Source organism: Nonomuraea sp. NPDC050022 (assembly GCF_044460705.1).
Classification (GTDB): Bacteria; Actinomycetota; Actinomycetes; order Streptosporangiales; family Streptosporangiaceae; genus Nonomuraea.
In genome coordinates, this window is sequence record NZ_JBITKE010000003.1 from 283,059 (window position 1) to 309,665 (window position 26,607).

Sequence of the window (26,607 nt, forward strand, 5' to 3'; positions counted from 1 at the left end):
CGTAGCAACGAGCGCCGGCCGGTATTCAGCCAAGTCACCCGCTCCAGGTAGTGGTGGAACACGCCGTGGCGGCGTGCACGGGTCCAGGTAAATGGCGGGCGGCCTGCTCGCGGGCGTGGAGGCGGATGAGGTCGTGCATCCGATAGCGGTCGGGCCCGGCGGGCTCGAGGAGGCCGGCATCCAGGAGGTGATTGAGTGCGACTTCCGCCCTGTGTTCCGGCCAGCCGGTCAGAGCGGACGTGCCGGCCACCGTGTGGATGGAGGTTTCCAGCATTCCGAGCATGAGAAACGCGTGGCAGGCGTCATGACCCGCGGGTTCGCTCAGGAGGTGCTGGAGGCTGACCGCGATGCTGTCGCGGATGGCCAGATCGGCGTGTTCGAGCGCGTCGAGGCGATAGTCGGGGTCGGTGAGCTGGTCGGCCAGAAAGGACAGCGCCCGATCGGGTCGGGCGGCCAGGCGTGCCGCCGAGATGCGGAGCGCCAGGGGGAGCGCGCCGCACTGCTGGACGATTTGCCGCACCGCTTCCGGCTCGCCATGGACCCGGCCGGAATCCGCGATGCGGAGGAACAGTGCGGTGGCGTCGGCGCGGTCAAGCCCGGTCAGTCGCAGATGGCTCGTGCTGTCGAGCGAGGCCATGATCCGGCGGCTGGTGATGATGACCGCGCATGACGGCCCGGCGGGGATGAGTGGCCGGACCTGGCCAGCGTCGAGCGCGTCGTCGAGGACGATCAGCAGGTTGCGCGTCGAGGTCAGCGAGCGGTAGCGGGCAGCGGCCTCGTCCAGGGTGGGCGGTATGGCGGCGCCGTCAAGCCCGAGTGAGCGCAACAGCCGGGCGAGGGCCTCGAACGGCGGCAGTGGCTGGCGCCCGGCGGTGGCGGCGCGCAGGTCGACGTAGAGGACGCCGTCGGCGAAGCGATCGGCGACGGTGTGCGCGACATGTATGGCCAGTGCGGATTTGCCCACCCCGCCGGGACCGTGCACCGCGGCGACGGCGGGCAGCCCAGGCCGGGTATCGGTGAGCGTCCTGTGCAGCCAAGCGATCTCCGTGGTACGCGCGGTGAACGCCTGGATATCGGCGGGGAGTTCGGTGGGAATGACGGGCTTGGTGAGCGTGGCACGCTGTGCCGGAGGGCCGAGGTCGAGTGCGGGATCTCGCCGGAGCACCGCCTGCTGCAGCCGGCGCAGTGCCGCTCCTGGTTCGATACCCAGCTCATCGGCCATGATGCGGCGCGTCTCCCGGTACACCTCGAGCGCTTCCGAGGGGCGCGAGGCCCGGTACAGCGCCAGCATCAGCTGGGCGCGCGGACGTTCTCGCAGCGGATTGGCCTTGACGTGGGCGGTGAGCACCGGAACGACCCCGTGATGGTCACCGGCTGCCAGGCGCAGGTCAACGTGGTCCTCCAGTGTGGTGAGGCGCTCCTCTTCCAGGCGATCGGACTCGACCTGGGCCCACGAGGCGGTCATGCCGGCCAGCGCGTCGCCCCGCCACAGGTCCAGAGCCTGGTGGAACAGCCCGTCCGCCGTCGCGATCTGGCCCTGTGCCCTCGCGGTACGTGCCCGTCGGGCCAGGAGCGAGAACAGGTGGGCGTCGATGCGCTCGCGGGGGAGATTCAACTGGTACCCGCCGGAGACGGTCGCGATGATTTCGTCGTCCTGGTGCCGTGAGAGCAAGCCGCGAAGTTTCGACACCACGATGTGCAGCTGCTTAGCCGCCGTCGTCGCCGTGCTCTCGCCCCATACCTGGGCGAGCAGTTGTTCCGCGGGAACCGGCTGCCCGGCGCTCAATGCCAACCTGGTCAGGACCCCCACTCGTCGCTGACCGGCCAGCACGGCCGGCTCTCCGTTCGCCGTGATCTCCCACGGCCCCAGGATTTTGATCTCCAGTCCCATCAGAGCTCCCCCTGTCATTTCGGATGGCTGACGCGAATCTCTGTGCCGGGAGCGGGAAAGGAGACGTCCGCTCGTTGGGGCAGCCAGCCCGGACAGCCGTTTCGATGGTGAGCCGGCGCGGAGCGCGTACGCCTCAAGCGTCGTCACCGCCCGGCGGCGACTCCGCGGCATCGGCCTGAGCTACATGGGCCAGAACCAGTCGATCACCTCACGCACGGGTCCTCACCGAATCCACGAGCAATCGAGAACGCACCCGTCGTACAGACCGACACCACAACCTTCCCCATGGCTCTCACGTTCGTCCCCGAGCACAAGGGGATACCCGCTGCCTGTGCAGTGGGTATCCGCGGCTTGGCGCGGCCGATCACCACATTAGGGAGACATCGGGCATAGCGATGTCCGGCGAATGCCCTACAACGAGGTTTCCGTCTGGTTGAGCTCGGCGAGCGTGATGAGTCCGTCGTCGAGGGCGCGGCCGACGAGCTCGCTCTTGGTACGGGCAGCCCGTCCCACATTGGCGTACTTGACCCGTACACGTGCGATGTAGGTGTCGACGGTCTTGACGGCGATGTTGAGCTTGGCCGCGACAAGCTCCTTCGAGGAGGAGACGAACCATGCCCGCAGCACCTCGACCTCGCGCCGGGACAGCCGCGGCCGGTCGGCGGCGGTGTCCGCGATGAACGCCCCGGACAGTGACGGCGTGGTGTACGGCTCGCCCTGCGCGGCCGCCTGGATGGCGGGGACCAAGTGCTCCGGCCCCTCCCGCTTGGTCAGGTAGGCGAGCGCGCCGATATCGACGCACTTGATGGCGATGGCGTCTTCTGTGTGCTGGGAATACACGATCACGCGCCTGCCGCTGTCGACCAGTCTGCGCAGCTCCCCGAAGTTCGGCAGGCCGGGCACCAGCTCCAGATCGAAGATCACAACGTCGGCGTCGGCGCCCGGCCCGGTCCAGACGTTGGCGAGCCGGTCTCCGGCGTCGATGAGGTCGATGGGCGGTACGGCGCGGGCACACCAGCTTCCGACTCCGGCGGCGATGGCCGCGTGATCGTCGACGATCACGGCAGTGATCAGTTCGTCGGCTGCCATCGGGCCTCCATCCAGACCATGTCGTCGTGGTGCAACGCCTCAACCCGGACACCGGTTGAGACCGGATTCGGCGCTGTCACCTCGTCGCAGTCTGCGACGACGCTCACCGACACCAGGTCCACGTCGCCCACGACGGTGACCCGTGCCCGTGAGGCGGCTGTGGCGAGCACGGTCAGGACCGCATCGGTCAGATCGCGCCGTACGGCCACGGGCGGCACCGGCCACTGGCCTCGGGCGTCCAGTTCCACCACGACACCCTTGCGGTCGGCCACGTCGGCGCAGTGACGCAGCTCGTGCAGCAGGGGGTCGGCGACGGAGTCGGCCTCGGCGAACAGCCGCCGCATCCGGGCCGCCTCAATCGCGCAGCGCCGCTGAACCTGCGGATCCTCGGGCCCGAGCGATCCGTCGGCGAGCCCTTCCAGCAGCGGAATCGTGGCCACCGACAGCTCGCCGTACCGCTGCAGCCTGCGCCGGTGCGCCTCTGCCGTACCGGCCTCGGAGACCCGTACCCGCTCGATCTCCAGGTGCGCGGCCGCCGCTATCGCCCCGAGACGGTGCAGGATCGCCGCCATCACCGCCACGCACAACGGGAAGCCCACCACGCTCACCGAACCGGTGGCGAACCGGGCCAGCGCCCGCTGGGTGGGCTGATCGAACACGAGCAGATGCAGCACGGCAGTGAGCTCGTGGGCCAGCAGGAACGCCACGCAGGCGCGCAGCGGCCGATCGAGCAGGACGACGACGCCCACCCAGTTGGCGGCGCCGAACACCCAGTCGACCTCGGTCGAGGTGCGTCTGTCCGGCAGAGCCACGTATGACAGGGCCGACGCGCCGAGCACGACGGCGATAGCGACCCAACGGAGCCGGTGCCACGATCTTCCCCGGACGAGCAGGGCCGCCTCACCCGCGAGTACGGCCCCGAGGGCGGCCATGGCGCCGAACTGTGCGAGCGCGGGCTCGTAGCGGTCCAGGTGGCGCAGCAGGTTCGCCATCCCGAGCCCGAACACGATCACCGAGGCGGCGAGCAGTGTCGCGATCCGCAGGCTGTGCCGTAACGCGGCCTCGAATATGTCAGCCATCACCGGCCCGCCATTCCAGCCGTACCAGGGCACCCTTGCCGGAAGCGGAGGTGATCGTGGCCGTGCCACCGATGCGGGTCATCCTGCCATGTACGGACTCGCGCAAGCCGTACCTGGTGGCCGGCACCTCCGCCGGGGAGAATCCCCTTCCCTGGTCGGCGATGTCGAGTCGCAGCGCTCGCGAGTCGCCACACAGTCGTATGGTCGCCCGGGTCGTATCCGCGTGCCGGCGCACGTTGGTGAGCGCCTCTCCAGCCGCATCGGCGATCGCGCGCGCGACGTCGTACGGCAGGCGCAACTCCTTGGGGGCGTCGAACTCCACGGTCAGCGGCACCGCGTCGAGGTCGGCGCGCAGCAGGCCCACGACATCGGCGTGCGGGAGGGCCGGGCTGTGGCCCGAGCCGAGTCTGTCGAGATCCCGGCGGGCCTGAGCGGCCAGCCAGCCGGCGTCGGAGCGCACCTGTCCGATGCCGACCATCAGCAGGGTCGTCGCCGCTGTGTCGTGCAGGGCGTTGGCGAACTCGCGTTCCTCGGCGCGGGCGGCAGCGGCCAGGAGCGATTGGCCGCGCGCCCGCGCGGCCTCGGCGGCCGTCAGATCAGCCTGGTGGGCGGCCCGACGCAGGAGTATCCAGGCCACCCGGGAAAGCGCGGCCGCCACCGGCGCCCACAGCAGCCCTCGGATCACGCTGGCGTCCGCGCCTGCCTCGGCGACGGCGACCACCAATCCACCCCCGGCTGTCAGCGCCGCGGCGGCACCCACCAGCACCGGCGTATGCCACTGGCAGGTGACGCACATGAAGAGGACCAGCAGGCGCAGCCAGCCGGTGTTGGTGTCCTCAACCGCGCTTGTCCACCCGACGCACGCGGACAGCCCCAGCAGGACGAGGACGTCAAGGACGACCGGGACGTTCCCCTTGCCTTTGTCGAGCCACCACGCATAGCCGCAGATCCAAACCGCCGCGACGGCGACGACGACGACAGTGGGCGCCAGATTCTCGGGAGCGGAGCGGAACAGCGCGATCATGCAGATCGGAAGCAGCGTCACCAGGCGCACGACGGCCGCGTACCGGCGACCGAAGCGGACCAGCAGCCGCGCCGCCTCCTGCGCCATCTCGCCACCTCGCTCCCGCCGATTTCGTTCGGACGAAAGCCTAACGATTGACCGAACCGTAATCACGGTGAGGGGCGTATACCTGACACACCTGCGTTCCCGCCATCCGTAGGCTCGCATCCCGGGCGTAAGGGGCGAAGCACGCCTTCCTCCCGTATGCCTGCCACATCAGGGGCGGCAGGCTGGCCCGCTCTGGAGGTTCGCCGATGTCCACCCCTTACCCGCCATCCCACGGATCCAGCGCGCCCGGATATCCGGGCGGCCAGCACCGCGGGCAGGCCTGGCCTCCGGGCAGCTTTCCACCCCCCGCACAGGGCGAACGGCCGGGACCGGGCGTACGGTGGCCTCCCGGTCCCGGCGGGCAGCCGCGCCACCCGCAAGGCGGATCCGGAGGGCAGTGGCCTCCTCCCCTACCAAACGGCAACGGAAAGGGAGGGAAGGGGCCGCTGATCGCCGTCGTCGTCGTGCTCGGCGTCGTCGTGCTCGGCGGTCTGGCAGGGGGCTGGCTGCTCCTGAGCCGTGACGAAGCCGGCCCGCCCGCGAGCCCGACCTCCGGCCGGGGCAATCCGACCCGGTCGCCCACGGCCGAGGAGGCGAAGGCCACCGATCCGGTGAAACTCCGGGCGATCACCGGCGACCAGCTCTGCGCCGCCGTACCGGGCGATCTCCGTAAGAGCCTGGTAGCCGACGCCGAATACGGCGGGAAGGACGCATCCACTGGGGCCGCCACCGACACCGAGAAGCGGGCGGCCTGCAGCTGGACGAACAGCAAGATGGACGTCGGCAACGGCGTCCTCGGATATCGCGCGCTGAGCATCTCCGTGGAAGCCAAGAGCGCAGAGACACGCAGCGCTGTCGAATACGCCACGGACCGCTTCGACCAGGACAAGCAAACGCACGCGCGGCGAGTCAACGTCCGGAACGGCAAGCGGATCGATGGCAGGACCTCAGGCTCGGCATTCGGCGAGCTCAAAACGCTGGAGTATGGCGACGCCTCCTACAGCCAGACCTCGATAGGGAGGAGCGGCCTCAAAGCGGAGGTGTTCGTCCGGCAGGGACCCTGGCTGGTCAAGGTCACCTACGGCGGTGACAACCGGACCGGCGCCAAGTACCCCTCCGGCGACGAGACGCGGGGCTCGGCCGGAAAAGTCGCCAAGCTCATCGCCGCGGAAATGGCCAAGAGTGCCGACAAGGTGAAACTCGCCGGGCCCTGCGGCATCGTCACCGCCGAACAGATCGAGGCGGCGTTCTTCCCCGCTGTCGGCGGACCGTCCGTCAGCACCAATGACGGCAGGATCAAGCAGACCACCTGCACCTGGTCGGTCAAGGAGGTCATCAAGCACCAGCCTGGGCAGGAGTTCACCGCTCGCGGCGGTGAACTCGACATTCACGTGGTCGACTGGGGTGGCGGCGACACCGGATCGACGTTCCAGTTCGATCGCGATGCCAAGAAGTACGACCGGTACCACGACAGGGGCGGCCTCACCAGCGATCGCCTCCACACAAACTACGAACCCCGCCAGGAGCTCTCCGGGCTCGGCGAGAAGGCATTCGTCGTGGTCTCCAGCACCACCAAGCTTTACGACAAGAGCGCGCCCCCCACGACGGAGATCCTCATCAAAGTCCTGGTGGGCGACCGGACGGTCGAGGTCACGTTCCGGGGGACAACGACCGGAGGCGGTCTCGCCGACGCCGCCGGCTACCGGGCACCGTTCTTCGAGTCGGCAGTCGCGCAACCTGCCCTGACGAAGGTGGCCAAGTCCTTCCTCGACGGCCTGAAATGACGTGAGGGGGATGTTCGTCATCCGCAGGTCTTCCAGTGCGAATGGTCATCACCGATGAGCTCCAATCCCTGCCCACGGAGGGTGGTGCAATGGGATTGGAGATCAAGGCTGGCGAGGACTTCGGGACTGGTTCGTCTGCGCTCGCCGCCTGTTCGCGGTGAGACGGGGCCGCTGCTCTTGCCGCGCAGGCCGGGAAGGGTGCCTCCCCCGCTTGGTGGACACGCTGATACTGGATCTTGCTTGATCCAGAGGAAGCGAGATACCGCCGATGGCGTTGAAGGACTACTCGGATGAGTTCAGGGCCGATGCTGTGGCCTTGTACGAGTCCACTGAAGGGGCGACTTACAAGGGCATCGCCGCCGACCTGGTGAGCCGGGGCAGCCTGCGCGCGTGGGTGCTGCGGGCGCGTGAGCGCAACGACGTCCCGCCGACGGCAGCCCGGGCCGCTTCTCGGTCTGCTGCGCGGGACCCGTTGCCGACCGGGGGCGGCGCGGCTGCCGAGCGGATCCAGGGTGAGGCAGCCGACCAGGCGCTGGCCGAGGAGATCCGTACCGTCCACGCCGACTCCGACGGCGCCTACGGCTCGCCTCGGGTGACCGCCGAGCTGCGTGCCGACGGCCGAAAGATCAACGCCAAGCGGGTGGCCCGCGTGATGCGCAAGTTCTCCATCACCGGCAGCCGCCTGCGCCGACGCGTCCGCACCACCGTCCCCGAGCCGGCCGCCGCACCGGTGCCGGACCTGTTCGCGCGGGACTTCACCGCCGGAGAACCGGGCAGGAAGTACATGGGCGACATCACCTATCTCCCGCTCGGCGACGGGAACTTCCTCTACCTGGCGACCGTGCTGGACTGTTTCAGCCGCCGGGTGGTGGGCTGGTCGATCGCCGGCCACATGCGCACCGACCTGGTCGCCGACGCGCTGACGATGGCCGCGGCGACCCGGGGCGGCCTGGCCGGCTCCGTCTTTCACAGCGATCACGGGGCGCAATACACCTCCAAGGACTACGCCGCCCTGTGCCGCGAGCTGGGCGTCACCCAATCCATGGGAGCCGTCGGGACCAGCGCCGACAACGCCGCCTGCGAGAGTTTCCACGCCTCCCTCAAACGCGAGACGCTCCAAGGCGCACCCCACTACGGCGACGCCGCCACCTGCCGACGCACGGTCTTTCGATGGCTGACCCGCTACAACACCCGCACAAGGCATTCAGCCAACGAGCACCTCAGCCCCGTCGCCTATGAGCACCTACACCAGCAAAGATCGAGTAGCCTGACACTGGCTGCATGACACACCCCAACGCGTGTCCACTTCCGTGGGGGAAGACCCTCGACCGCTTTCACCGATGTCGAGGTCGCCGCCGACCGGCCGCCACAGAACAGTTTCGTCGATGACGGCCCACAACGTTGGGGCTCTCGCCTGGAGCTCTACAACACCAACCCCGTCGAAGAGCCCGACATGAACAACTGGGACACCGACCTGCAGTTCCGCCTCGCTGACTGACCTCGGGGCGTGCCGGGGGTTGCACCGATTCCCGGCACGCCCGTGGACCTGGGACCTGTGCCCAGCGCTCGTCTCATCGCCAGACGCCACCAACCGCGCTATCGGCGCGCTAGCACCGGGCTAGCGGGCCGAAAGAGCATTTAGGTCATGTCGCACGTGCTGGTGGCGAGTCAAGTCCTGCTCACCACGGTCTTCGTTGTCTCCGCGTACTCGAAGCTGCGCAGCCGTACCGCACTACAGTCTTTCGCCGCCGCCCTGCGATTGCTGCCCGGCCCGGCCCGGTTCGCGGCTGCCATGGCAACGGTGGCTATGGAAGTTGTTGCTGCGGCCACCTTGATCGTGCTTCCACACACGGGGCTGGCCGCCAGCGGGATGCTGTTGATCGCGTTCTCCATGTGGATCGCCGTTTCCCTTCGCTGGGGGCAGCGCGAGCCATGCCGGTGCTTCGGCGTGTCCGCGACCCCGCTCGGTCCAGTGCATCTGATCCGCAACGGGCTTCTGCTGCTCGTTGTCGCGCTGGGTTGGGTGACGCTGATGTTCCCCGGCGGCCCGATCACCGTGGCCGGTCTCGCCCTGGCAGTGCCGGTCGGGCTGGTCGGCGCCATCCTCTTGATCGTCTTCGACGATATCGCCGATCTGTTCATGGAAGTCTCGGGGAGTTCATGATGCCGTATCTGATCGTGGCCGTCGTCGTGGTCGGCATGCTGTGCATGCTGAATCTCTTGCTGACGGTGGGAGTGATCCGCCGACTGCGGAAGCAGGCCGCGTCAGCGGCATTCTTGCCGCCCATGGCGGAAGGGCTCGCCATCGGGGAGAAGCTGCCGGAGTTCGCCGCCACCACGACCGATGGCGAGCCGATTTCCGATGAGCTGCTCGATGGGCCCGCTCTCATCGGTTTCTTCTCTCCGTCCTGCCAGCCCTGCAGGGAACTGATGCCGCGCTTTATCGACCATGCCCGCCAATCCTCGGCCGCGGTGCTCGCCGTCGTCGTCGCCGGCAGCGGCGAGGAGGCCGCCGACGACGTCGAACGCCTCGCTGAGGTGGCACGTGTAGTGGTCGAGGCGCCTCAGGACGCCATTCAGAGCGCCTTCAAGGTCGCCGGCTATCCGACCCTCTTCGTGATCGGTGCGGACGGCAGGGTCACCGACAACGATCCCACGTTGCCCGCCACGGTCAGCGCATGATCCGAACGGCAAAGGTGGCCGCGGGGGTCGCCCTTCGCGCGGCCCCGGGATTGATGGCGGTCTACGTCCTGGTGATACTCGCTGAGGCGATCGCGCCGATTGCGGTGGCGTGGCTGACCAAACTGGTGGTCGACTCCCTGGCGGAACAGGGATCGGCGGCCGAGCTGAGTACCCTCGCGGTGGGTCTGGCCGCCGCGGGCGTCCTGATGACGACACTGCCCCAGCTCGTGCAGTACCTCAACAGCGAGATGGGCAGGTTGTTCACCGCTCAGACCACCGCACAACTGTTCTCCGCGACCCTGCGGTTCGCCGGGTTACGACGGTTCGAGGACCCCAACTTCCACGACCGGCTGCGCATGGCGAAGAACAGCCTGTCGACGGGGCAGGAAGTCGTCACCGGATCCCTTGGAGCGGCGAGTGCGGTGATCACGCTGACCGGGATGGTCGGCTCCCTTCTGGTGATCAGTCCAGTTCTCACCGGGATCGTCCTGGCAACCGGGGTTCCTGCGCTGGTGGCGCAGTTGCGCCTGTCGCATCGTCGCGCCGCGATGATGTGGGACATCGGCCCGGCCGAACGACGCCAGATGTTCTACGGCGATCTGCTCACCACGGTTGCGGCGGCGAAGGAGATCCGTCTGTTCAACAGCGGCCGTTTCCTGCGAGGCCGCATGATGACCGAGTTGCGCACGTCCAACGCCGCACGCCGCCGGATGGACATCAAGGAACTGTCCGTCGAGAGCCTGCTGACGCTGCTGGGCGCGGTGGTCGCGGGCGGTGGGCTGATCTGGGCCGTTAGCTCCGCCGGCTCCGGTGCGTTGAGCGTCGGCGACGTGTCCCTGCTGATCGCCGCCATCGGCGCGGTCCAGGCCGCCCTCACCGGCCTGATCGTCGGCATCGCCGCTCTCCACCAGGATCTGCTCATGTTCGGCCATTACGTGGCTGTGACCTCGGCCGAGCCGGACCTCCCCATTCCCGCCGAGCCTGCGCCACTGCCCCGGCTGAGGCACGGTATCCAGCTGACCAACGTGTGGTTCCGCTACAGCGAGGATCACCCGTGGATCTTGCGTGGCCTGAACCTGTTCATCCCGGCCGCCGCGGCAGTCGCCGTCGTCGGTCTGAACGGTGCCGGCAAGTCCACGCTCGTCAAGCTCCTGTGCCGGTTCTACGACCCGCAGCACGGAAGCATCACGTGGGATGGCGTCGACATCCGTGACGTGCACCCCGATGATCTGCGGCACCGCATCACCGGGGTGTTCCAGGACCATATGGCCTACGACATGTCCGCAGCCGACAACGTCTCCATCGGCTTCGTCCCCGCCCGTGAGGACGAAACCCGAATCCGTGTGGCTGCTCGCGAGGCTGGGATCGATGACAAGCTCTCCTCCCTTCCTCGCGGGTACGACACCCTGCTCACGCGGACGTTCTTCAGTGAGGAGGACAAGGACGACCCCGACACGGGCGTCGTGCTCAGCGGCGGGCAGTGGCAGCGCACGGCCCTGGCCCGCGCCATGTTCCGCGGCCACCGCGACCTCGTGATTCTCGACGAGCCCTCCGCCGGGCTGGACCCGGAGGCCGAGGCCGACGTGCACGCTCGGACCCGACGTCGGCGCCACGGCGCTTCCAGCCTGCTCATTTCTCACCGGCTCAACACCGTGCGCGACGCCGACCTCATCATCGTTCTGGAGCACGGCACCATCCGGGAAGCCGGAACGCACGACGCCCTCATGTCTGCCCGCGGCCCCTACGCGCGGCTCTTCAACCTCCAGGCGAGCGGATACCGGGAGCCGGAGGAGGCGGTGGCCCTGTGATGTGGGTGCTCCTCGTCGTGATCTGCGCGATCGCGACTTCGGTCTTGTTGATCTTGCGGCTGCGCGCGACGTATTCCGTGATCCGTGTCGACGGCGACAGCATGGCCCCCACACTGATCGACGGCGACCGACTCCTGGCCCGGCGAGTGGCCCCGGCGGCCCTGCGAAGCGGCCATATCGCCGTGGTGCGCAGCCCGCTGCCGATGGGCGGCCCGTTCCTCATCAAGCGCATCGCCGCGCTACCCGGCGAGCCTATCCCCCAACCGGTGCGGCCACTCGTCCCCGATGCCCGTGTACCCGACGGACAACTCATTCTGATCGGCGACAACACCGACGCGAGCTTCGACTCTCGCGATCACGGTTATTTTCCTATCGGCGATATTCATGCCATCACCATTCGAAAGCTAACCTCTGCCAGAGACCCCAGCAGAACGGAGAGCGAGCCAGTAAGAGAATTTGGGCCCAGAAATCGAATCGGCAACAAGGAAATGGAACAAACGAAATGATACGGCTCATCGAAAATATCGGCGATCGTCTTCTCGCGCTGGTCGTTCCAGAACACCGCGCCGCGGCGGACGAGTGCGAAACCCAATATCGCTGCGGCCCGTACGCCTGTACCAAAAACATGGATCACAAGGTCAGGAAGCAGGTCAGAACTGTCTGCCGGGTGTCCGGTACACAGCCGTGGCGGAATACAATTTATTGCTGCTACATCTGATCGCCGCCGACTGGGCTCTTGGAGCACCTGGCGACGTGCGCGCCTTCCATTCGCCCGCTCCAAGGGCTACCTCGTGCTAATCAGAAACTAGGCCGCGATCCACGGGTCGATATTGGACGCGAATGCTCTGAATGTGGGAGGGGCGGCGGGCCGCGCACGGCGCCCCTCCCACACCCCGACAGCAGCGCTCCACCAGGAGAAGCAGTCCTCGTCGAGACATTGACCCAAGAAATGATCACAAGATGTCAAGCCGTGGATTCAGGCTGAGACCGCAACGAAGAAATGGCTTTGGATCGTGAAGATCATAACCAGACTCGCAGACCGCACCGTGGCATGGATCCTTCCCGAGGACTCTGCCGATGCCGTCACCAAGTGCTACAACAGACCCATCGGCGGCTATTGGTGGGGACGGTGCTATTACAACCCCGGTTGCAGCAGCAAGTCACAGCAGACGAAGTACGCGTGCAACTGGGGGCCGGGAAGCACCTATGGCACGTTGCAAATTCTCGACCGCCGGTGTTGCTAGCCGCGTAGCGGCCAGCAACGGGTCGGGCAATTCGCCGCAGCGCGGGAAATGCCCGACCCCTGCGCCGGCCAGGCCTGAGACGGCAGCTGCCGGAACGGCCAACCAGTCTGCGCAACTGCGGCATGTGCATCTTCTCAAACAGCGGATCAGCTCTAACGCCGGCCACCCGAGAGGATCAGGCTGTCAGGGTGCCCGTGAAGGATGTCCTGGTAAAGTCGCTGCACTTCGGCGTTCGGCTGAATGCCGAGTTCCTGGTCGAGGACCCGGTAAAGCCTCCGATACGCGGCGAGGGCTTCCATACGACGGCCTCCGGCGTTCAGGGCCCGCATCAACGTGGCCCACAACGTCTCCCTGAACGGCTGGGCGGCGATGAAATGCTCCAGTTCGGGGACGACGTGGATGTTGAGGCCGAGCCGCAGCTCCGCCTCAAGGCGCATCTCATAGGCGTTCAGGCGAATTTCTTCCATTCGGCGGCGTTCCTGGCGGACGACCTCGACATCCACATCGGCCAGCAACGGCCCGCGCCACATCCCGAGCGCATCTCGCAGGCACTCGGCTGCTCGGCAGGGGTCTCCCGTGTTCAAGGCTTCGGTGCCGGTGGTGGTCAGTTTCTCGAATATCCCAAGGTCAACGATGCCGTCCGGCACGGCCAACAGGTATCCGGAACCTTGGGTTCGGAGCCCGACGCCTCGCGCGGCGAGCGGGGCGATCGCCCGCCGTAGGCGATAGACATATGTCTGCAGGCTCGTCTTCGCCGTGGCCGGTGGACCGGCTGGCCACAATTCCGAGGTGAGAAGGTCGAAGGTGACCACCTGGTTCGATCTCAGCAGGAGCATGGCCAAGATGGCCCGCTGCTTGGCAGCCTGAACAGGGATCTCTCTCGCGGAGTCCACCACCCGCAACGGCCCCAGCAACGAGAACATCCATTCGCCTCCAAGCGTTTCGAGCAAGTAAGGGACGGCGCAGCCGTACCTGGTCGACGCGTAAGTGGCCAGGAACGCGGGATACATGTACACCCGGCCGCCGGTGCCGCAAGACTGGCGCGGACTACGCTACGTTGAGCCGGTTTACTGCTGGTATGTCGCCGGTATGTCGGGTCTTCGAAGTTGCGCGGTTGCGCCATGAGGCGCTGTGCTTCGAGTGGAGGTGAGAGACCTCTGCCTTCGGCCTGTCGGCAGCAGGTCGATGAAGTTGAGGGCACCCTGATCCGGGTGGTGCCGGTGGGAGCAGCCCTGACAAAGCCGGGACGTGTCAGCACTGCCAGATGCTGCGGGCCCGGCGAACGGGACGGCCACGGGGAAGGGCTGCGGCGTACTCGTGGCGATGCTGCTGGGACACAGTCGGGCTCCTCCTTCGTCGAGCGACACACAGTGAACATGGGAACCACTCGGTAACGGCTCCCCGCCGGCAGACGTCCGGTCTGTGGGCGTGGATAGGCGCACCGACCGCTGAACGGGCCGAGTGGGGCGGAGCCGCCGTAGTAGTCCGGGTCCGGGAGAGCCGGTCACATGGCGAAGGGCGGCAGCGGTTTCGAGAAGGACTGAGGAGCGGTAATGCCGAAAGACGCGCCCCGAATGGGGACGCCTGGCCGGAGGCGGTCTCAATGAGGCCGCCCTCGCGCCGCTCGCGGACCTCCCCCTTGACGTCGAGCAACTCCAGCTCACCATCGTGGACCAGGCCGACCGCCGTACCGGACGGATCGGCGATCACACCGGCCCGAGCGGCGACATCGCGCGACCACGTCTGCCGCCCGCTCGGGTCGATGCCGCGAACCTCGGTGTGATGGGTTCCGCGCTGGTCGACGTAGCGGGACACCACCGCGCCCCCTCGCGTACCGGCCACGCATTCCCCGGGCTGGTCGAGATTGACCTGAAGGGGAACGGCGGTCCCGTCCTTGAGTATCCCTCCACGCTCGCCGGTCAGGACCGCCCAGTCTCCGCCGACGCAGCCACCCCAGAACCCCCCAGCGGGCACGCGCTCCCCTGTAGCCCGCCATCCGTGAGCGTCGCGCTGGAAGCGCAGGATCTCACCGCCGGGCAGCGTGGGGTCGGCGTAGAGCAGCAGAGCCGTCGTCCGGTCGGGGCTCTCCCGCCAGAGGACGCTCTCCACGCCGACGACCTGATAGCTCTCCTTCTTGCCGTCCGAACGCTGGATCTGGAGCGTGCCTCCCTCGGCGACGACCGTGTCCGCATCGCCCCGCCGGCTCAGCACCTTCCGGGTAGCGGTGGAGAAGGCCGCTTCAGGGCACCGGGCCGCGCAGACGGCAGCCTGCTTGTCCGTCCACACGTGCCGCCCGTCCGAGGCGTACCCGAGGTGCGATTCGGTCTGCGGGTCGTACACGATCGCCCCCGTCGAGGAGGCGGCGACGAAGAGCGGCGGAATTTCCTGCTCACCGCCGGTGGAACACGACGTGACCGCCACCAGCGCCAGCAGGGACGCGACAAGTGCGCGGCGGATCATCGGCCGCTAGATCCGCTTGGTCTGGAAGCTGCACGTGGGGTCGAGGCCCGGAAGGTCCCAGCGCACCCAGAATTTCACCTAGACCTTGTCCTTCGCCGGGCTGATGATGTGGACGGTCGTGCTCTTCGTGCCCACCTTGGCGCTGTCGGTGCCCCAACCGCCGTGCCACTTGTCGACCGCGTTGTTCTTGTCCGAATAGACATCGATGGCCACGTCGGTCTTCGATCCAGCGCGACCGCCAATCGTGTACGTGAACTTGGTGAAGACGTCACTCCCTGCGCTGTTGTAGTAGTAGCGCGCCGAGCCGCTGTAACCCTTGGGGTCCGACGAGCAACTGCCGCTGAGAGTCTTGTCAGCCGACGCAGAGGCGGAAGCGCCGCCGGCGCCGACGATCGACAACGTCAGTCCCGCGGTCCCGACGATCGCCGCATGGCCGTGCAACCTGCGCCGGATTAAGAACGAGGGGCGGCCTCGGTCGGCGTCAGCTTGATCGCTCCCGCCTTGCGGTCACTGATCTCCACCCAGCCCAGGGGCCCGGCGCTCGGGTCGGTGTCACGCCCTCCGGTCCAGGCCTCGACGGATATCGGCGCCCGCGCCGGAGGGAAGGCATCTCAGCTCTCCTGCACCGGGGGGGACGGTCTCAGTCAATAGGTGTTGTGGCTGCGGTCTCACGAAGTCGGCCGAGCAGGAGAGCGTTCTGCTCACGCAGCCGGGAGACCTCCGAGCGAAGCTCACGGTTGGCGCTGGTGAGTTGACGAATGCGGGCTCCCTTGGAGGGATCGGTCATCCGCTGGCGGACGGGCTGACGTTGCCCGGTCTGCTGTTGTCGGGACCGCAACCGTTGAATGTCCTCGATCAACTCGGGGACGCGGTAAAGGAACGCGCGAGAGGTACCCGAGGCCCGGACAACCGCGGCGACGGTGATGACTTCTCCGGCAGCGTCGAGGTGGCGGATCGCCGCGCGGGCCTGATCCACGAGCTGTGCCCGGCGCTGCTGTTCGGCGGCTCGAAGGTAGCGGATGTTATCGGGCATCACGGCGACTCCAGCTTCTCGATGGTGTCCATCACGCGGGTGAGGCTGATCTCGACACGCTGATTCATCTCGACCAGGCGCTGGTTGCCGCAAGCCTGGCCGGTGGCGATGAGGTTGCGGGTGCGGTTCAGCTGGTCGCGGTGCTGGTCCAGGAATTGACCGTCGGTCAGAAAGTCGTCGCACGTCAGGCACGCGTTGGGATGCGGGCAGGTCTGCCGCAGCGGACGCCCGCAATAGCCGTTGGGTGCTGATCAGCATGCCTGGCAGCTCTCCACGATGCGTCCGTGTGCCATCACCACCACGCAGTCCGTGGGCTGGATACGCGGAAGCCGGTGCGCGATGATCACCAGAGTTCTTCCCTGGCAGTACAGGCGAAGGCTGTCGTAGACCTCGTCCGAGGTGATGCCGTCGAGGGCGCTGGTGACCTCATCGACGATGAGCACCTGCCATTCGGCAAGCAATGCCCTTGCCACTGCCAGGCGTTGACGCTCTCCGCCCGACAACTGATGCCCCTCCTGGCCGATGGGAGTGTCGAGGCCTCGTGGCAGCTTCGCCACCAGATCGTCCAGCCGAACGGCGGCGATCGCCCGGACGATGTCCTCCTCGGTCACGTCGTCGCGGGCGAACATCAAATTCTCCCGGATCGACGCATCGAACAGGGTGGTGTGCTGCGGAACGATCGTGGCTACCTCACGCAGGGTCGCACCGCTGGCGCCTGAGACATGGACTGTCCCCACGGCCGGGCGCAGGAGGCCCGCCAGGATCAACCCCAGCGTGCTCTTGCCCGACCCCGTGCGTCCGCGCACGATCGTTACCGACCCCGGGGGCAAGTCCAGATCGATTCCGCTGAGCACGGTCCGCCCACCCTCGCCGTACCGGTGGCTCACATCGCGCAGGGTCACGCTGATCTCGGTCCTCGGAACCGGGGCCGGATCTTCGTCGACTGCCACGGTCGTCGGCATGTCCAGGTATTCGATGACGCGCTCGAACTTGGCCAGCGAGACATGGAGACTGCTGGACAGTTGCAGAAGTGACTGGATGGGATCGGACAGCTGCATCTGCAGCATCACCATGACGATCACCGTTCCCACGCTCAGCCCGGTGACCGCCGTGCCGGACAGCCAGAACACTAGGGGTGGCACGCAGGCGAACGATGCCCCGATGATCACGTAGGCGGTGGCGCCTACCACCCGCTGGCGAACCGTGATCTCGCTCAGCTGCCTGCACACATCGACGAACCGTTCGAGCTGCCACCTCGTCCGGTGTAGCGTCCGGCCCAGGATGACACCGCCCAGGCTGAGGTCCTCAGCGGAGAAGCGCAGCACCGAGGTGATGTGCCGCTGTCGCTGCCGGGCCAGGTCCTGGCGCTTCTTGGCGAAGCGGTGGTTGAACAACGCCAGCACGTACGCCATGGCGAAGGAGAGGAGGGCCAGCGGCCAGCTCAGCACCAGCATCGCGATGCCTGAGGCGGCCAGTGCGGTCGCCGCGGCCAGCGCCTGCTGCACGGTGTTGGTGACGAACCGGTCCACGCCGTCGATGTCGCTGACGAGCCGAGCCTGCACCTCGGAGGTGCTTTCCTCGGTGTAGAAGGCCAGCTCCTGCGCTTGGGCCCTGCCGTACACGGTTGCGCGCAGGGTGGTCGTGACCCGCTGGCCGATGCTGTTGGTGAGAGCCACATTGCCGACGGTCAAAGCGCTGTTCGCGACGCCCAGCACGACCATGAGCCCGCACAGCAGCGTCAGCAGCGTAACGTCGCCACGGAGCAGGCCTTGATCGATTACCGTGCGTGTCAGCAGTGGACTGACGACTCCCAACGGTACGGAGATCACCACGATGGCCAGAGAGATCACGACACGCCACCGATGGGGACGAAACCATGCCAGCATGCGCCGGACGACCGATGCGGCGGTCACGGGAAGGGGTGAGGGTAGGGATTGAGCTCTCCGGGCCTCAGGTCCCGGCCCCGGTAGCCCAGCAGCCGCGGCACAGTCAGCAGCCGCGGCAGGCCGTCCACCCGACGGTTGTCGTGCCCGAAGGTCATCGACAGCGTGCCGGGAATCAGCACCTTCACGCAGGCGAACCCGCCCGCCCGGTGCTCTGAGCCGCTCTGGTCGATCACGATCACATCGAGCCCGGTATCCAGGTAACGCCTGACCGTCTCGGTGAGGACACCCGTCACATCGTTGCCGGTGAAGGCTTCTGGGGCTCCGATGTCAGCCGGCTTGCGTACACCGGACGATTCAGTCAGGAAACTGAGCCGCCGCGCCGCAACTGGATCCGCGTAGAGCAAGGCATGGTCGTCCATATCCTTGACGAGCCCGGGATCGGTGACCATCCGCCGCGCCCGATCCATATTCTGGGCGTATACGTCTGCTAGGGGAGCGATGCTGGAGGCGACCTCCGCCAGAGCGTTAACCATGGCACGTTCAGGGTCGGGGCTGGATCCGGCTGTGGAGATCGCTGCCGGTCGGCCGTCGTCGTGAGGGTTTACGGCCATGGCCCATACACAGGGGATCCGCTGCTCGACACTGATGTCGTGGAACGAGATGTGATATCCGGTCTCCACCTCCAGCGCCGCGTGCAGCAGGTGCAGCCGATGGTCGGCGGCCGCGGTCAGCTCAATGCGCGGAGCGGGCAGCCGACAGTACCAGGTCAGCAGGAAGGCATCTCGCTCCGCAACCTCCAGAACACCGTGCAAGATCGCCTCTTCAAGTGAGCCGCCGAGCGCGCAGCCGTTGGAGATCTCGTAGATCAGCTCCTGTTCGTGCCCATGCCCTTGTCTGTGCTGGTAGTAGGCGCATGTCTCCGGCACTAGGATCGGCTCTTCCCGGGCGAAGGAGTATCCCCACACCCAGGTATGGGTCTCGTTCACGTCGAATGGCCGAAACCGGAAGCCAGGCAAGCGGTAGCGTTCCGGCGGGTAGAGGCCGAGTGTTCGCGGATCGAGTGCGTGATCGGCGACCTCGGCGAAGCTTGCGCGCACCGCCGGCCTCCGAGCGCCCGGGGCGCCGCCGTACCGCTCGAGTCCCTCGAGTACGGCGATACGCCTGCTGGCGGCGCGAGTCCCAGTCCGCCCATAGCCGACCACCTCGCCCAGGCCGCGCGCACCCACCGTGGCCGACGCTACGGCCAATCCGCCCGTCGTCCACTCCGAGATCGAGCCGATCAGTCCGCACTCGGGGTCGACGTACAGCTTTTCCAGGTCTTCGTCGACGTTTCGCGTTCGAAAGCTGCCCTCGCGATGCATTGGCCTGGGCTCCAGAGTCAGGTCGGCCAACTCGGCGGTGTCTGCCGGCGCGTCGCCGCAGGTGCTGCAGAATGAATCGGGCAGGAACGGGTGCAGGCGGACGTCGAGTCGTTCCAGGTTCACCCGGAAGAAGGCTCGGTGGGAGTGGGGAGAGCTGCCTTCGGTCAGCAGGGCCGCCGCCTCCGCCGCGAGGAGTTCCGCCACCAGCGCGGCGCCCGGCCGAGTGAGCCATGAGGACGGGCGCTCACGCAGGATCTGGCGGTGCCGCCGCCAGATGGCCCGATGTCCCTCCTGGTCGGCACGGAGGCGGTGCCGCCGCCGCTCGGCGCAGGACACGCATCCCGCCTGTCCCGGGGTTTCCGTTGGACCGATCACCACGTGATTCAGCTCCACTCGGACGCGTACCCAGGGCACCGCCAGCGTGGTGGCGGCGGCTCGCATCTCCGCGGTGCGAGCGGTGTTCCAACCATCGTCGGCCGCGATCAGCAGACACGGGTTTCCGAGTAAAGGCAACGCCGTTTCGTGACAGCTGACCTGCCAGCCGTTCGAGAGTTCCTGGGCGATGGCGTCGCGGATCAGCCCGCGCCCGATCAGTGCCACCTCACGCATCACACATCACAACCCGTGTCAGATATGGCATGATCGCGGCCACCTCCGGATCATGATCGAGCGGTACGGCTAACGCCACACGTCCCTGGGCGTGCAGGCGCGACGCCACTGCTGTCATGTCACCGGGCGGGGCGGAGGTCTGTTGCCATGGACCACGGAGCCGATAGGGGAGAGGTTCTGCTTCGCCGTAACCTGTGGACTGCAGGCGTTGTAGAGCGCACCTCAGTCCCTCTCCCAGGGCCGCAGCCGGGTCCAGGTCGGCGAAGTAGCCAATCGTGGCCTCTCCGGAGCAGCACGCGAAGATCGGGACACCGAGTGGACCGGTGAGGTCATAGACCTGGGGTAGCTCATCGAGCCGGGTGAGGATGTCTCGGCATCTCCGGCCCTCCTCGTGCAGATCGACCGTTGTGATGTCGATCTGCGGAAACGGCTCAGATTGAGAGGAGAGGCTGGCCATGGCCGTTCGCAGGCACTGATCGGCCAGCCCTCGGCCGACCGCCCGCTCCCAGTCATCACCGGCCGCGAGCCCGGCGCCTCGCTTCACGAACACGTCGGCGGCCGGCAGCAGCCGCACTTTCTCGGGATCGTCGATCTCGTATGCCCAGACGTAACCGTGCCGGAGGACCGCCCGCGACCGCTCCGGATGGACGTCGGGATCGGCCCGGGAATCCATCAGTGGACGCCCGTCGGCTCCGGTCAGCCGCCGGGGATCTACCATACGCGCTCCGTAGGCGGCTAGCGCCTTACGCGCGGCGTCGCGGCGCGCCGCGTCATAACCGAACCCGGCGCCGATCTCGGAATCCCCATCCGCCAGCACGGAGCGGCAGAGGTTCAGCGGGATCTGCGGACCCGCGACCTCCTTGAGGGTGAAGACTCCCAGGTGTTCGTCGTTACAGGGTGCGATCCTGCGCAGGAACGACTCCTGGTCGAGCGGCTCGCCCGCTAAGAGGTCCCGCACCCGCTGAATGAACTCCTCGCGCGAACTTACGGACGCCGTTCGGGCGAAGGGATGGGGAATGCATGAGTGCCACGTGTGAGTCCACGTGCCTTGCTCGATTCGAACGAGGCGTCCACGTTCGGCGGGCGGCATGGCACCCGTCAGGGCACGGGAGGCGGCGCGGACCAGGCGTGCGGCTGCTCCCAACACCGGTGTGCCGACGTGAGCGGTTGTCGTGCCCATGCGGCGCCTGACGTCGTCCCACCCAGGCGTCCCTGGTGGAAGGAGCCAGGTGGCCTCCCCGGTGTCCACCATCAAGGCGACAGGAATCGCGGCCTGTGCGCACGCACGCTGCAGCGGCAGGGCCGATGGCCCGTCGCCGGCGTAGAACACCATTTCGGTTCTCTCGGGCACTTCGGCTATTCCCGGGGTGGCATCCAGATCCATCACCGTGATGTTTCGCAAGCCGGAAGCCAACGCGGCCCGTACCAGAGGCTCCAGCATCGGCTCGACGCCCGCGATTACCGAGGCGCGTTCAAGGTAGTGGACTTCACGATCGTCATCCTGCTGCGGCAACTCCTGCACGGCGTCGCATGCCCGCAAAAGGTCGACGACCCGCTTTACCGCTTCAACACGATCGCTCGGCAACCGAGCGGTCAGTTCCTCGATGGTGTGCGCCCCATTGAGAAACGGCGCGAGCCGATCAATCCAATCCGCGATGGATGTCCCGTCGACTCGCGCTAGCCCCCGATGCGTGAGAATGCGAACGCCGTCGTCGGTCGCGGCCACGTAGACGTCGTCGCGTAACCGCAGCCTCATCTTCCCGCCTTTCCGGGGACGGAGCCGAGCATGAATTCGCCCACCGTGCCTTCTTCCATTGCGTCCAGACCGGTGGCCGCAGCGAATGCGGCGGCATCCCCTCCTCCAAGCGCACAGGGCGCCAGCCCCATCGCGGTGGCCACCAGGTACATCGTCTGGAAGAGGACCCCGACATGCTTTGAGATCAGCGAATAGGCCATCGACTGGTAGCTCCACATGACTCGTCCGAACCGCGCCGCGATCACCAGGAGCACCTGCGGATCCCGATCGGTCGCCGCCGACGCGGCCGCGGCGCGCAGGAGCCGCCGCACCTGTGGCGTCGCCCCGCAGACCCGTTCCAGTCGATGGTGCTGCGGATCGTAGTGATAGAGCCCCTGCTCGAGGCCAGAGACCTTCCGGATCACCGGGTAGATCTCCAGTTCATGCATGGCTCCGCCGGCGGGATAGGGCCGGCTCACGTAGTCGACGCCGTAGCCACGATAGACATCCCGGTTACGCGCACAGCGGTAGAGGAATTCCCCGAGTTCATCCGCGGTCAGCGGGCGCGCGTCGTCGTGCCCGCGGATCGAACTCCGCTGCTCCAGCACTGCGGTCAGGCTCGGGTCGCTGGCACGCAGGCGGCTCAGGTCGGGCTGGATGAGGTCGACGACCTCGCCACCGAACGGCTCATGATGCGCGGCTGGCGGGTCGAATCTCCCCGCCGCCCACGTGCTCTTGCCGTGTGTGGCCCCGGGCTGGTGGATGCGGCTGCGGTGATGAAACCACAGCTCGTGTGGCTGCCACTGGCATGTCGAGAGGCGGTCGTTCTCGTCGTCGGTCGGAGAGACCGCCAAGCCGCATGCCCACAGGTCGCGACGGAGTCGGCGCAGGGGCACAACGTCATCATCGGCCACCCGCGACGGTCCAAGCCAGGCCAGGGCACGGGAGTCATGCAACCGCACTCGACACCAAGAGCGGGGCGACTCCAGGACTACCTCGGCTCCGTCCCTGCATGCGATCGCGAAACGCGACAACGCCAAGTCCTCAGGCGTCTCGCCGTCACGGTAGTCCTCGGGCCCCTCTGGCTCCACAGTGTAAAGTCTCTGCCCATCGACGGCCACAGTGACGTGCAGCCATCCGCCGACCCGCAGCAGGCCCAGGTGGGTTTCGAAGTCCTGCTCCGCCAGCTCGGCTACGGGGATCGACGCTTGACTCAGCCTCTGCAGCAGATTCTGCTGCATCGTGCTCAAGGGGCCAAGCGACGTGCTGTATGGCCAGCTGAGCAGGTGGTAGGAGTTGTCGGGAGCCACGGCCCCGGCCACACCCGGTCGCAGCCGAACGCTTTCCTCGATCTGTAACGTCATGCCGGCTGCTCTTCCTCGCACAGTTCTAGGACGGTCCTCAAGGCCAAGGAAGAGGCATACCGCTCGGAGAGCAGATCAACGCCTAGCCGGTTCGCCGCGAGGTGCGCACACAGCGTCATCACCTTGGGTAGTCGCTGGCGGTCTGCCTCCAGCGCCTCCTGCAGCCTCGCCGTCGTCCGTGACCAACCCGCCAGGCTGTCGTCACGCGAGATTCGATGCGCGTTATCGACGAGCGCGCGCATGCGCCGGCCAAGCGGAAGCAGGACGTCGCGTTGTCGCGCGAAGTGGTCGGCATAATCGGCTTCCGGCGGTGCACTCCCAGCCGCTCCGCCTAGCCGCAGCCAGACGATGAGATACATAGCCACAGCGGCAGTGACCCGCTGCTTGGGAGTGGCCCCTTGTGAAAGCATGGACAGGATGATCCTGCTGGAATCCACAAAGTGCTCTTCCACCGCGGCCATCGCGGCTCGCCCATAGCGCCGGTACTCCCTGCGGTAGGGGATGAACGAGACAGAGTTGTTCGCGGCCAATTCACGCGTGAAGTCCGTCATCCCCTCCGCGCGGGCCAGCCGGGCGGAGGTCTTGTCGTAGTCCCCCTGACAAATTGCGTCGGCGGACGGACGGGCACGGAAGAAGGCACGGCACCTCGCCTCAATGACGCGGCGGACTCGGTCGTGGTCGGGCGGCTCTGCCCGTATGCGCAGGCGCACATGAGGTCCACCCTCCCAGTAGCGGAGAAAGAAGAAGTCCGGAGGTGCTCCACCGCCCGCCAGTTCCTCCACGATGAGGCTTATCAGGTCGACGATGACGCGATCATGATCGCCGTGGTAGAAAATGTGTGCGCTCATCCACTCGCCGTGGCCCATATCAATCGCCCCATGCCGCGACATCGATCACCATTTCCATGACGTGGGGGCGGCCGTAATTCTCTTGAGCCAGCATCGGATCGGGCAGCGCCTCCTCGAAAACGACCACATCGTGCGACAGTCGCAGAAACTCGGCGAAGACCTGCAGGTGAAACGGGTTCGCGAAATCCATGTAGAGCGGCTTGTGGTCGTTCGGCCGAGCGAAGGAACGCCTTCTCGAGAAACCTTTCACGAAGCTCGTTTCCGGAACTTCCGACTCCCTCCGCCACGCGGTCAGCCGTACGAGGTAGTCGGCCATTCGCTCGCCCACCCGCTGCGTGGGAATGCTCGCCGGCGCCATCTGCTGGCTCGCCCTGCGGACCACAACGCGCCCCACCCGCGCTCGCGGAACCACATACACCTCAGGCAGAGCTGCCCAGTGCCCTCGCGGCGCGATGTTCATGATCGGCACGGGAGGTTCTTCCCCGAACGCTCTGACGAGTAACTGCGCCGCACGTGGCAGGGTCCATGGGGCGCTCATGCCGAGATGTAGAGGCAAGACCTGCTGGTCGAGGCTTTCTGACCGCAGTCGTAGCAGCTCGCGGCCATGGTCTCGCTCCACCCACAGGTCACGCAGATCGATCCGGCGGACACCCGGTCGCACGTCCCCGTGCCACGGATAGGCAATCTCGTGCGGCACGCAGGGCTCCCGGACATTCAAGGAGGTCCCCAGCGACCCACCGAGAGCGGCGAACACCGGATAGTCGCCGGAGGGCTGTGCCCACGGCTCTGTGGACTCTCCCACCAGATGGTCCAGGCGACGGTGACCCTTGCCGTATCCAGTGAAGACGTTGTTGACCACGAACACAGGCTGCGCGTCTTCCACCAGCGGTTGCCCATACACTCCCAGCGAGTGCAGATCGTCCAGCCATCGGGGGAACCTTGCCACTGCGTCGGTCAACTCGCCCGGATCTATGCTGACGACCCCATGGGCATCGGTGTCCCGCCACAGCACGCTTGCCGCGGCATCGCGAAGGGCATGCAGCTCGGGGATGCGGCCGAACACACTTTCCGTCCGGCTTCCCGTCGAGTGCCACAATCGGCCGATCTCCTTCCCTGCCGGAGAACCGCCGCCGACTTCCTGCAGGACCTCGTGGTAGAAGTCCAGGAAGGAAACCCGGCGACTGGCGCCGGGGTGCTGGCCCCACCAGGTGTCCAGCGCGATTTTCAAGTCTTGGCCGGGGCTGAACAATGCGAGCCAGCGGCGAATGACCTGTAGGTCGGCCAGCACCGGACTCCATGCGCGGCGGCCGCACTCGGCCAAGGGGTGCGCGCTCACGGCCGCGTCGAAAGTCAGCCTCTCGTCCAGCGCGATCGGCTGCCCCAGGTGGTCGGACAGCCTCGCCAGAGCGCGCCGGGCCGTCCCCAGTCGCAGCCGATGCCGATCAACATCCTCGATCGGTACGGTGGCGCGCACGGGCTCGCTGACTGCCTGAAGGAGTGAACTCGCCGCCGCGAACTCCTCACCAAGCGATCGCAGCCAGCGCCCTGCCTCGCCCGGCGTCGTGATCTGTCCATTGGGCTGGGGCACGATCTGCAGCAAGCCGATCTCGACGAGGCGCTCGAGGAAGGCATTGACCTCTGCCTCCTGTGCATTGCCCGTCGCCGCCAGTTTGTTCGCGAGATGACCGAAGGTCATTGTGGCGTCGTCGGGGATCAGTTTGAGACAGGCACGAATCGTCGGTGTCTCATGGGTCGTGACGATCGGCTCCTGCGGCAGATGCCCCAGAAAGCGCAGCCGATCATCGATGGCGACCACACTGGGGTTGACGCGGACGATCATGCCGCGCCGTGTCCGTTCGCTCGCCAGAAGCGCGGCGTGCAGGTCTGATCGAGCGACATGGCCGAGCTCGAGCACGCCCCAAGCACTTCGTAACCCCCCGGCACACTGGCGGACCACGATGTCGTCCTCCGCCCACGTGCCGCGTCCCGCCACCATGAACGTGCTGAAGGGGCTGGTTTTCGCTGCGGCCCGAGTCAGGTACTTGGCCAGGGCCGTTGCGAGCCGCCTTGTGCTGCGGCTCGGATCAGCCAGCCATTTGTCCAGGTCTGCGGAGAGTGCTGGGCTGGCCTGCGCGAGCGCTCGCTGGAAGGACGGGGCGGACGCGAGGTCCCGCAGTCGGGACTCTCTGGCAACCGTCTCCGATCTGATCAGCTCCTCAAGATCGTGGCTACCTTCGCGCCACTGATCGCAGGCCGCCAGCCAGTGGTGCACTCGGTCGGTGAGTTCGCGGCCGAGTAACTCCCGCGTCTGCGGGTTCCACTCGCGCGCCGTGGGATTGCGCCCTTGGTAGAGGGCCCGCCGCAGGCCGACAAGGAGTGGCTTCGCGGGCTCATCTGCCATGCCTGCGATCACCTTGTAAAGCGCGTCACTCAGTGCTCCGCCTTCGGTTTCGACCCATCGCCGGAGCACGAGCCGATCCTCCACGGCCTGTCCCACCCTGTGAAAGCGCAGCTCTTGAAGGACGGTCGACGGTATTCCGGCCAGCCGGATCAGCGGAGGAGCGATCACTGTCACCTCACTTACGAACATCGGGCCCATGCCTGCGGGCCGTCTTCAAAGCGA

20 protein-coding genes are annotated in these 26,607 nt (G+C 67.0%); 6 read left to right on the forward strand and 14 right to left on the reverse strand.

The genetic code is table 11. The features are described from left to right. Positions 1–34: 34 nt before the first annotated feature. The 4 genes from ACIBO2_RS12735 to ACIBO2_RS12750 form a co-directional block, all read right to left on the reverse strand. A complete protein-coding gene (locus ACIBO2_RS12735; protein WP_358544585.1) occupies positions 35–1,891 on the reverse strand; it encodes a BTAD domain-containing putative transcriptional regulator in 1,857 nt (618 codons plus the stop codon). Between the two features lie 411 nt (positions 1,892–2,302). After that, entirely contained in the window at positions 2,303–2,980 is a 678-nt protein-coding gene (locus ACIBO2_RS12740; RefSeq protein WP_358544584.1) for a response regulator transcription factor, read from the reverse strand. Next, positions 2,962–4,059 (reverse strand): hypothetical protein, encoded by a 1,098-nt coding sequence (locus ACIBO2_RS12745; RefSeq protein WP_358544583.1) that lies wholly within the window; start codon positions 4,057–4,059, stop codon positions 2,962–2,964. The genes ACIBO2_RS12740 and ACIBO2_RS12745 overlap by 19 nt, the downstream gene beginning before the upstream one ends. Next, positions 4,052–5,170: an ATP-binding protein gene (locus ACIBO2_RS12750; RefSeq protein WP_358544581.1), complete on the reverse strand. Its 1,119-nt coding sequence runs from the start codon at positions 5,168–5,170 to the stop codon at positions 4,052–4,054. Before ACIBO2_RS12750 ends, ACIBO2_RS12745 begins: the two co-directional genes overlap by 8 nt. A 464-nt stretch (positions 5,171–5,634) precedes the next feature. Here ACIBO2_RS12750 and ACIBO2_RS12755 point away from each other — a divergent pair, with 464 nt between their 5' ends. The 6 genes from ACIBO2_RS12755 (at position 5,635) to ACIBO2_RS12780 (ending at position 11,950) form a co-directional block, all read left to right on the forward strand. Continuing rightward, on the forward strand, positions 5,635–6,954 hold the full coding sequence (locus ACIBO2_RS12755; protein ID WP_397296992.1) for a hypothetical protein: 1,320 nt from the start codon (positions 5,635–5,637) through the stop codon (positions 6,952–6,954). A 268-nt stretch (positions 6,955–7,222) separates the two neighbouring features. Beyond that, entirely contained in the window at positions 7,223–8,239 is a 1,017-nt protein-coding gene (locus ACIBO2_RS12760) for an IS3 family transposase (RefSeq protein WP_397296995.1), read from the forward strand. Positions 8,240–8,599: 360 nt separating this feature from the next. After that, complete coding sequence (locus ACIBO2_RS12765; RefSeq protein WP_397296998.1) at positions 8,600–9,118, forward strand: MauE/DoxX family redox-associated membrane protein; 519 nt, start codon at positions 8,600–8,602, stop codon at positions 9,116–9,118. Continuing rightward, the gene (locus tag ACIBO2_RS12770) at positions 9,115–9,636 is read left to right on the forward strand and encodes a TlpA disulfide reductase family protein (protein WP_358544578.1); all 522 of its coding nucleotides are present in this window, start codon (positions 9,115–9,117) and stop codon (positions 9,634–9,636) included. Before ACIBO2_RS12765 ends, ACIBO2_RS12770 begins: the two co-directional genes overlap by 4 nt. Continuing rightward, positions 9,633–11,444, forward strand: a complete 1,812-nt coding sequence (locus ACIBO2_RS12775; RefSeq protein WP_397297001.1) for an ABC transporter ATP-binding protein — start codon at positions 9,633–9,635, stop codon at positions 11,442–11,444. Before ACIBO2_RS12770 ends, ACIBO2_RS12775 begins: the two co-directional genes overlap by 4 nt. Continuing rightward, positions 11,444–11,950 carry a S26 family signal peptidase gene (locus ACIBO2_RS12780; protein WP_397297650.1) on the forward strand — a complete coding sequence of 169 codons (507 nt, stop codon included), beginning with the start codon at positions 11,444–11,446 and terminating at the stop codon, positions 11,948–11,950. Before ACIBO2_RS12775 ends, ACIBO2_RS12780 begins: the two co-directional genes overlap by 1 nt. An 890-nt stretch (positions 11,951–12,840) precedes the next feature. On the opposite strand, the gene ACIBO2_RS12785 is transcribed toward ACIBO2_RS12780, so the two are convergent. The 10 genes from ACIBO2_RS12785 to ACIBO2_RS12830 form a co-directional block, all read right to left on the reverse strand. Beyond that, on the reverse strand, positions 12,841–13,611 hold the full coding sequence (locus ACIBO2_RS12785; RefSeq protein WP_358544575.1) for a BTAD domain-containing putative transcriptional regulator: 771 nt from the start codon (positions 13,609–13,611) through the stop codon (positions 12,841–12,843). A 328-nt stretch (positions 13,612–13,939) separates the two neighbouring features. Continuing rightward, a complete protein-coding gene (locus ACIBO2_RS12790; RefSeq protein ID WP_397297005.1) occupies positions 13,940–15,148 on the reverse strand; it encodes a hypothetical protein in 1,209 nt (402 codons plus the stop codon). A 78-nt stretch (positions 15,149–15,226) separates the two neighbouring features. Next, a complete protein-coding gene (locus tag ACIBO2_RS12795) occupies positions 15,227–15,547 on the reverse strand; it encodes a hypothetical protein (protein WP_397297008.1) in 321 nt (106 codons plus the stop codon). A 241-nt stretch (positions 15,548–15,788) separates the two neighbouring features. Further along, positions 15,789–16,181: a DUF6262 family protein gene (locus ACIBO2_RS12800; protein ID WP_397297011.1), complete on the reverse strand. Its 393-nt coding sequence runs from the start codon at positions 16,179–16,181 to the stop codon at positions 15,789–15,791. A 251-nt stretch (positions 16,182–16,432) separates the two neighbouring features. Beyond that, on the reverse strand, positions 16,433–18,031 hold the full coding sequence (locus tag ACIBO2_RS12805) for an ABC transporter ATP-binding protein (protein ID WP_397297014.1): 1,599 nt from the start codon (positions 18,029–18,031) through the stop codon (positions 16,433–16,435). 59 nt (positions 18,032–18,090) lie between these two features. Further along, entirely contained in the window at positions 18,091–20,028 is a 1,938-nt protein-coding gene (locus ACIBO2_RS12810) for a TOMM precursor leader peptide-binding protein (RefSeq protein ID WP_358544567.1), read from the reverse strand. Position 20,029: 1 nt separating this feature from the next. Then, entirely contained in the window at positions 20,030–21,793 is a 1,764-nt protein-coding gene (locus ACIBO2_RS12815) for a YcaO-like family protein (RefSeq protein WP_358544565.1), read from the reverse strand. After that, entirely contained in the window at positions 21,790–23,136 is a 1,347-nt protein-coding gene (locus ACIBO2_RS12820) for a SagB family peptide dehydrogenase (RefSeq protein ID WP_358544563.1), read from the reverse strand. The genes ACIBO2_RS12815 and ACIBO2_RS12820 overlap by 4 nt, the downstream gene beginning before the upstream one ends. Further along, the gene (locus tag ACIBO2_RS12825; RefSeq protein WP_358544561.1) at positions 23,133–23,984 is read right to left on the reverse strand and encodes a thiopeptide-type bacteriocin biosynthesis protein; all 852 of its coding nucleotides are present in this window, start codon (positions 23,982–23,984) and stop codon (positions 23,133–23,135) included. The genes ACIBO2_RS12820 and ACIBO2_RS12825 overlap by 4 nt, the downstream gene beginning before the upstream one ends. A gap of 19 nt (positions 23,985–24,003) precedes the next feature. Beyond that, a complete protein-coding gene (locus tag ACIBO2_RS12830; protein ID WP_358544559.1) occupies positions 24,004–26,574 on the reverse strand; it encodes a lantibiotic dehydratase in 2,571 nt (856 codons plus the stop codon). Positions 26,575–26,607: the final 33 nt, after the last annotated feature.

Excerpts from the sequence above, each read along its gene's own strand:
- ACIBO2_RS12735 (WP_358544585.1), bottom strand. The coding sequence starts at position 1,891 with ATGGGACTGGAGATCAAAATCCTGGGGCCGTGGGAGATCACGGCGAAC.
- ACIBO2_RS12740 (WP_358544584.1), bottom strand. The coding sequence starts at position 2,980 with ATGGCAGCCGACGAACTGATCACTGCCGTGATCGTCGACGATCACGCG.
- ACIBO2_RS12745 (WP_358544583.1), bottom strand. The coding sequence starts at position 4,059 with ATGGCTGACATATTCGAGGCCGCGTTACGGCACAGCCTGCGGATCGCG.
- ACIBO2_RS12750 (WP_358544581.1), bottom strand. The coding sequence starts at position 5,170 with ATGGCGCAGGAGGCGGCGCGGCTGCTGGTCCGCTTCGGTCGCCGGTAC.
- ACIBO2_RS12760 (WP_397296995.1), top strand. The coding sequence starts at position 7,223 with ATGGCGTTGAAGGACTACTCGGATGAGTTCAGGGCCGATGCTGTGGCC.
- ACIBO2_RS12765 (WP_397296998.1), top strand. The coding sequence starts at position 8,600 with ATGTCGCACGTGCTGGTGGCGAGTCAAGTCCTGCTCACCACGGTCTTC.
- ACIBO2_RS12770 (WP_358544578.1), top strand. The coding sequence starts at position 9,115 with ATGATGCCGTATCTGATCGTGGCCGTCGTCGTGGTCGGCATGCTGTGC.
- ACIBO2_RS12775 (WP_397297001.1), top strand. The coding sequence starts at position 9,633 with ATGATCCGAACGGCAAAGGTGGCCGCGGGGGTCGCCCTTCGCGCGGCC.
- ACIBO2_RS12780 (WP_397297650.1), top strand. The coding sequence starts at position 11,444 with ATGTGGGTGCTCCTCGTCGTGATCTGCGCGATCGCGACTTCGGTCTTG.
- ACIBO2_RS12785 (WP_358544575.1), bottom strand. The coding sequence starts at position 13,611 with ATGTTCTCGTTGCTGGGGCCGTTGCGGGTGGTGGACTCCGCGAGAGAG.
- ACIBO2_RS12790 (WP_397297005.1), bottom strand. The coding sequence starts at position 15,148 with ATGATCCGCCGCGCACTTGTCGCGTCCCTGCTGGCGCTGGTGGCGGTC.
- ACIBO2_RS12800 (WP_397297011.1), bottom strand. The coding sequence starts at position 16,181 with ATGCCCGATAACATCCGCTACCTTCGAGCCGCCGAACAGCAGCGCCGG.
- ACIBO2_RS12815 (WP_358544565.1), bottom strand. The coding sequence starts at position 21,793 with ATGAGGCTGCGGTTACGCGACGACGTCTACGTGGCCGCGACCGACGAC.
- ACIBO2_RS12820 (WP_358544563.1), bottom strand. The coding sequence starts at position 23,136 with ATGACGTTACAGATCGAGGAAAGCGTTCGGCTGCGACCGGGTGTGGCC.
- ACIBO2_RS12825 (WP_358544561.1), bottom strand. The coding sequence starts at position 23,984 with ATGAGCGCACACATTTTCTACCACGGCGATCATGATCGCGTCATCGTC.
- ACIBO2_RS12830 (WP_358544559.1), bottom strand. The coding sequence starts at position 26,574 with ATGTTCGTAAGTGAGGTGACAGTGATCGCTCCTCCGCTGATCCGGCTG.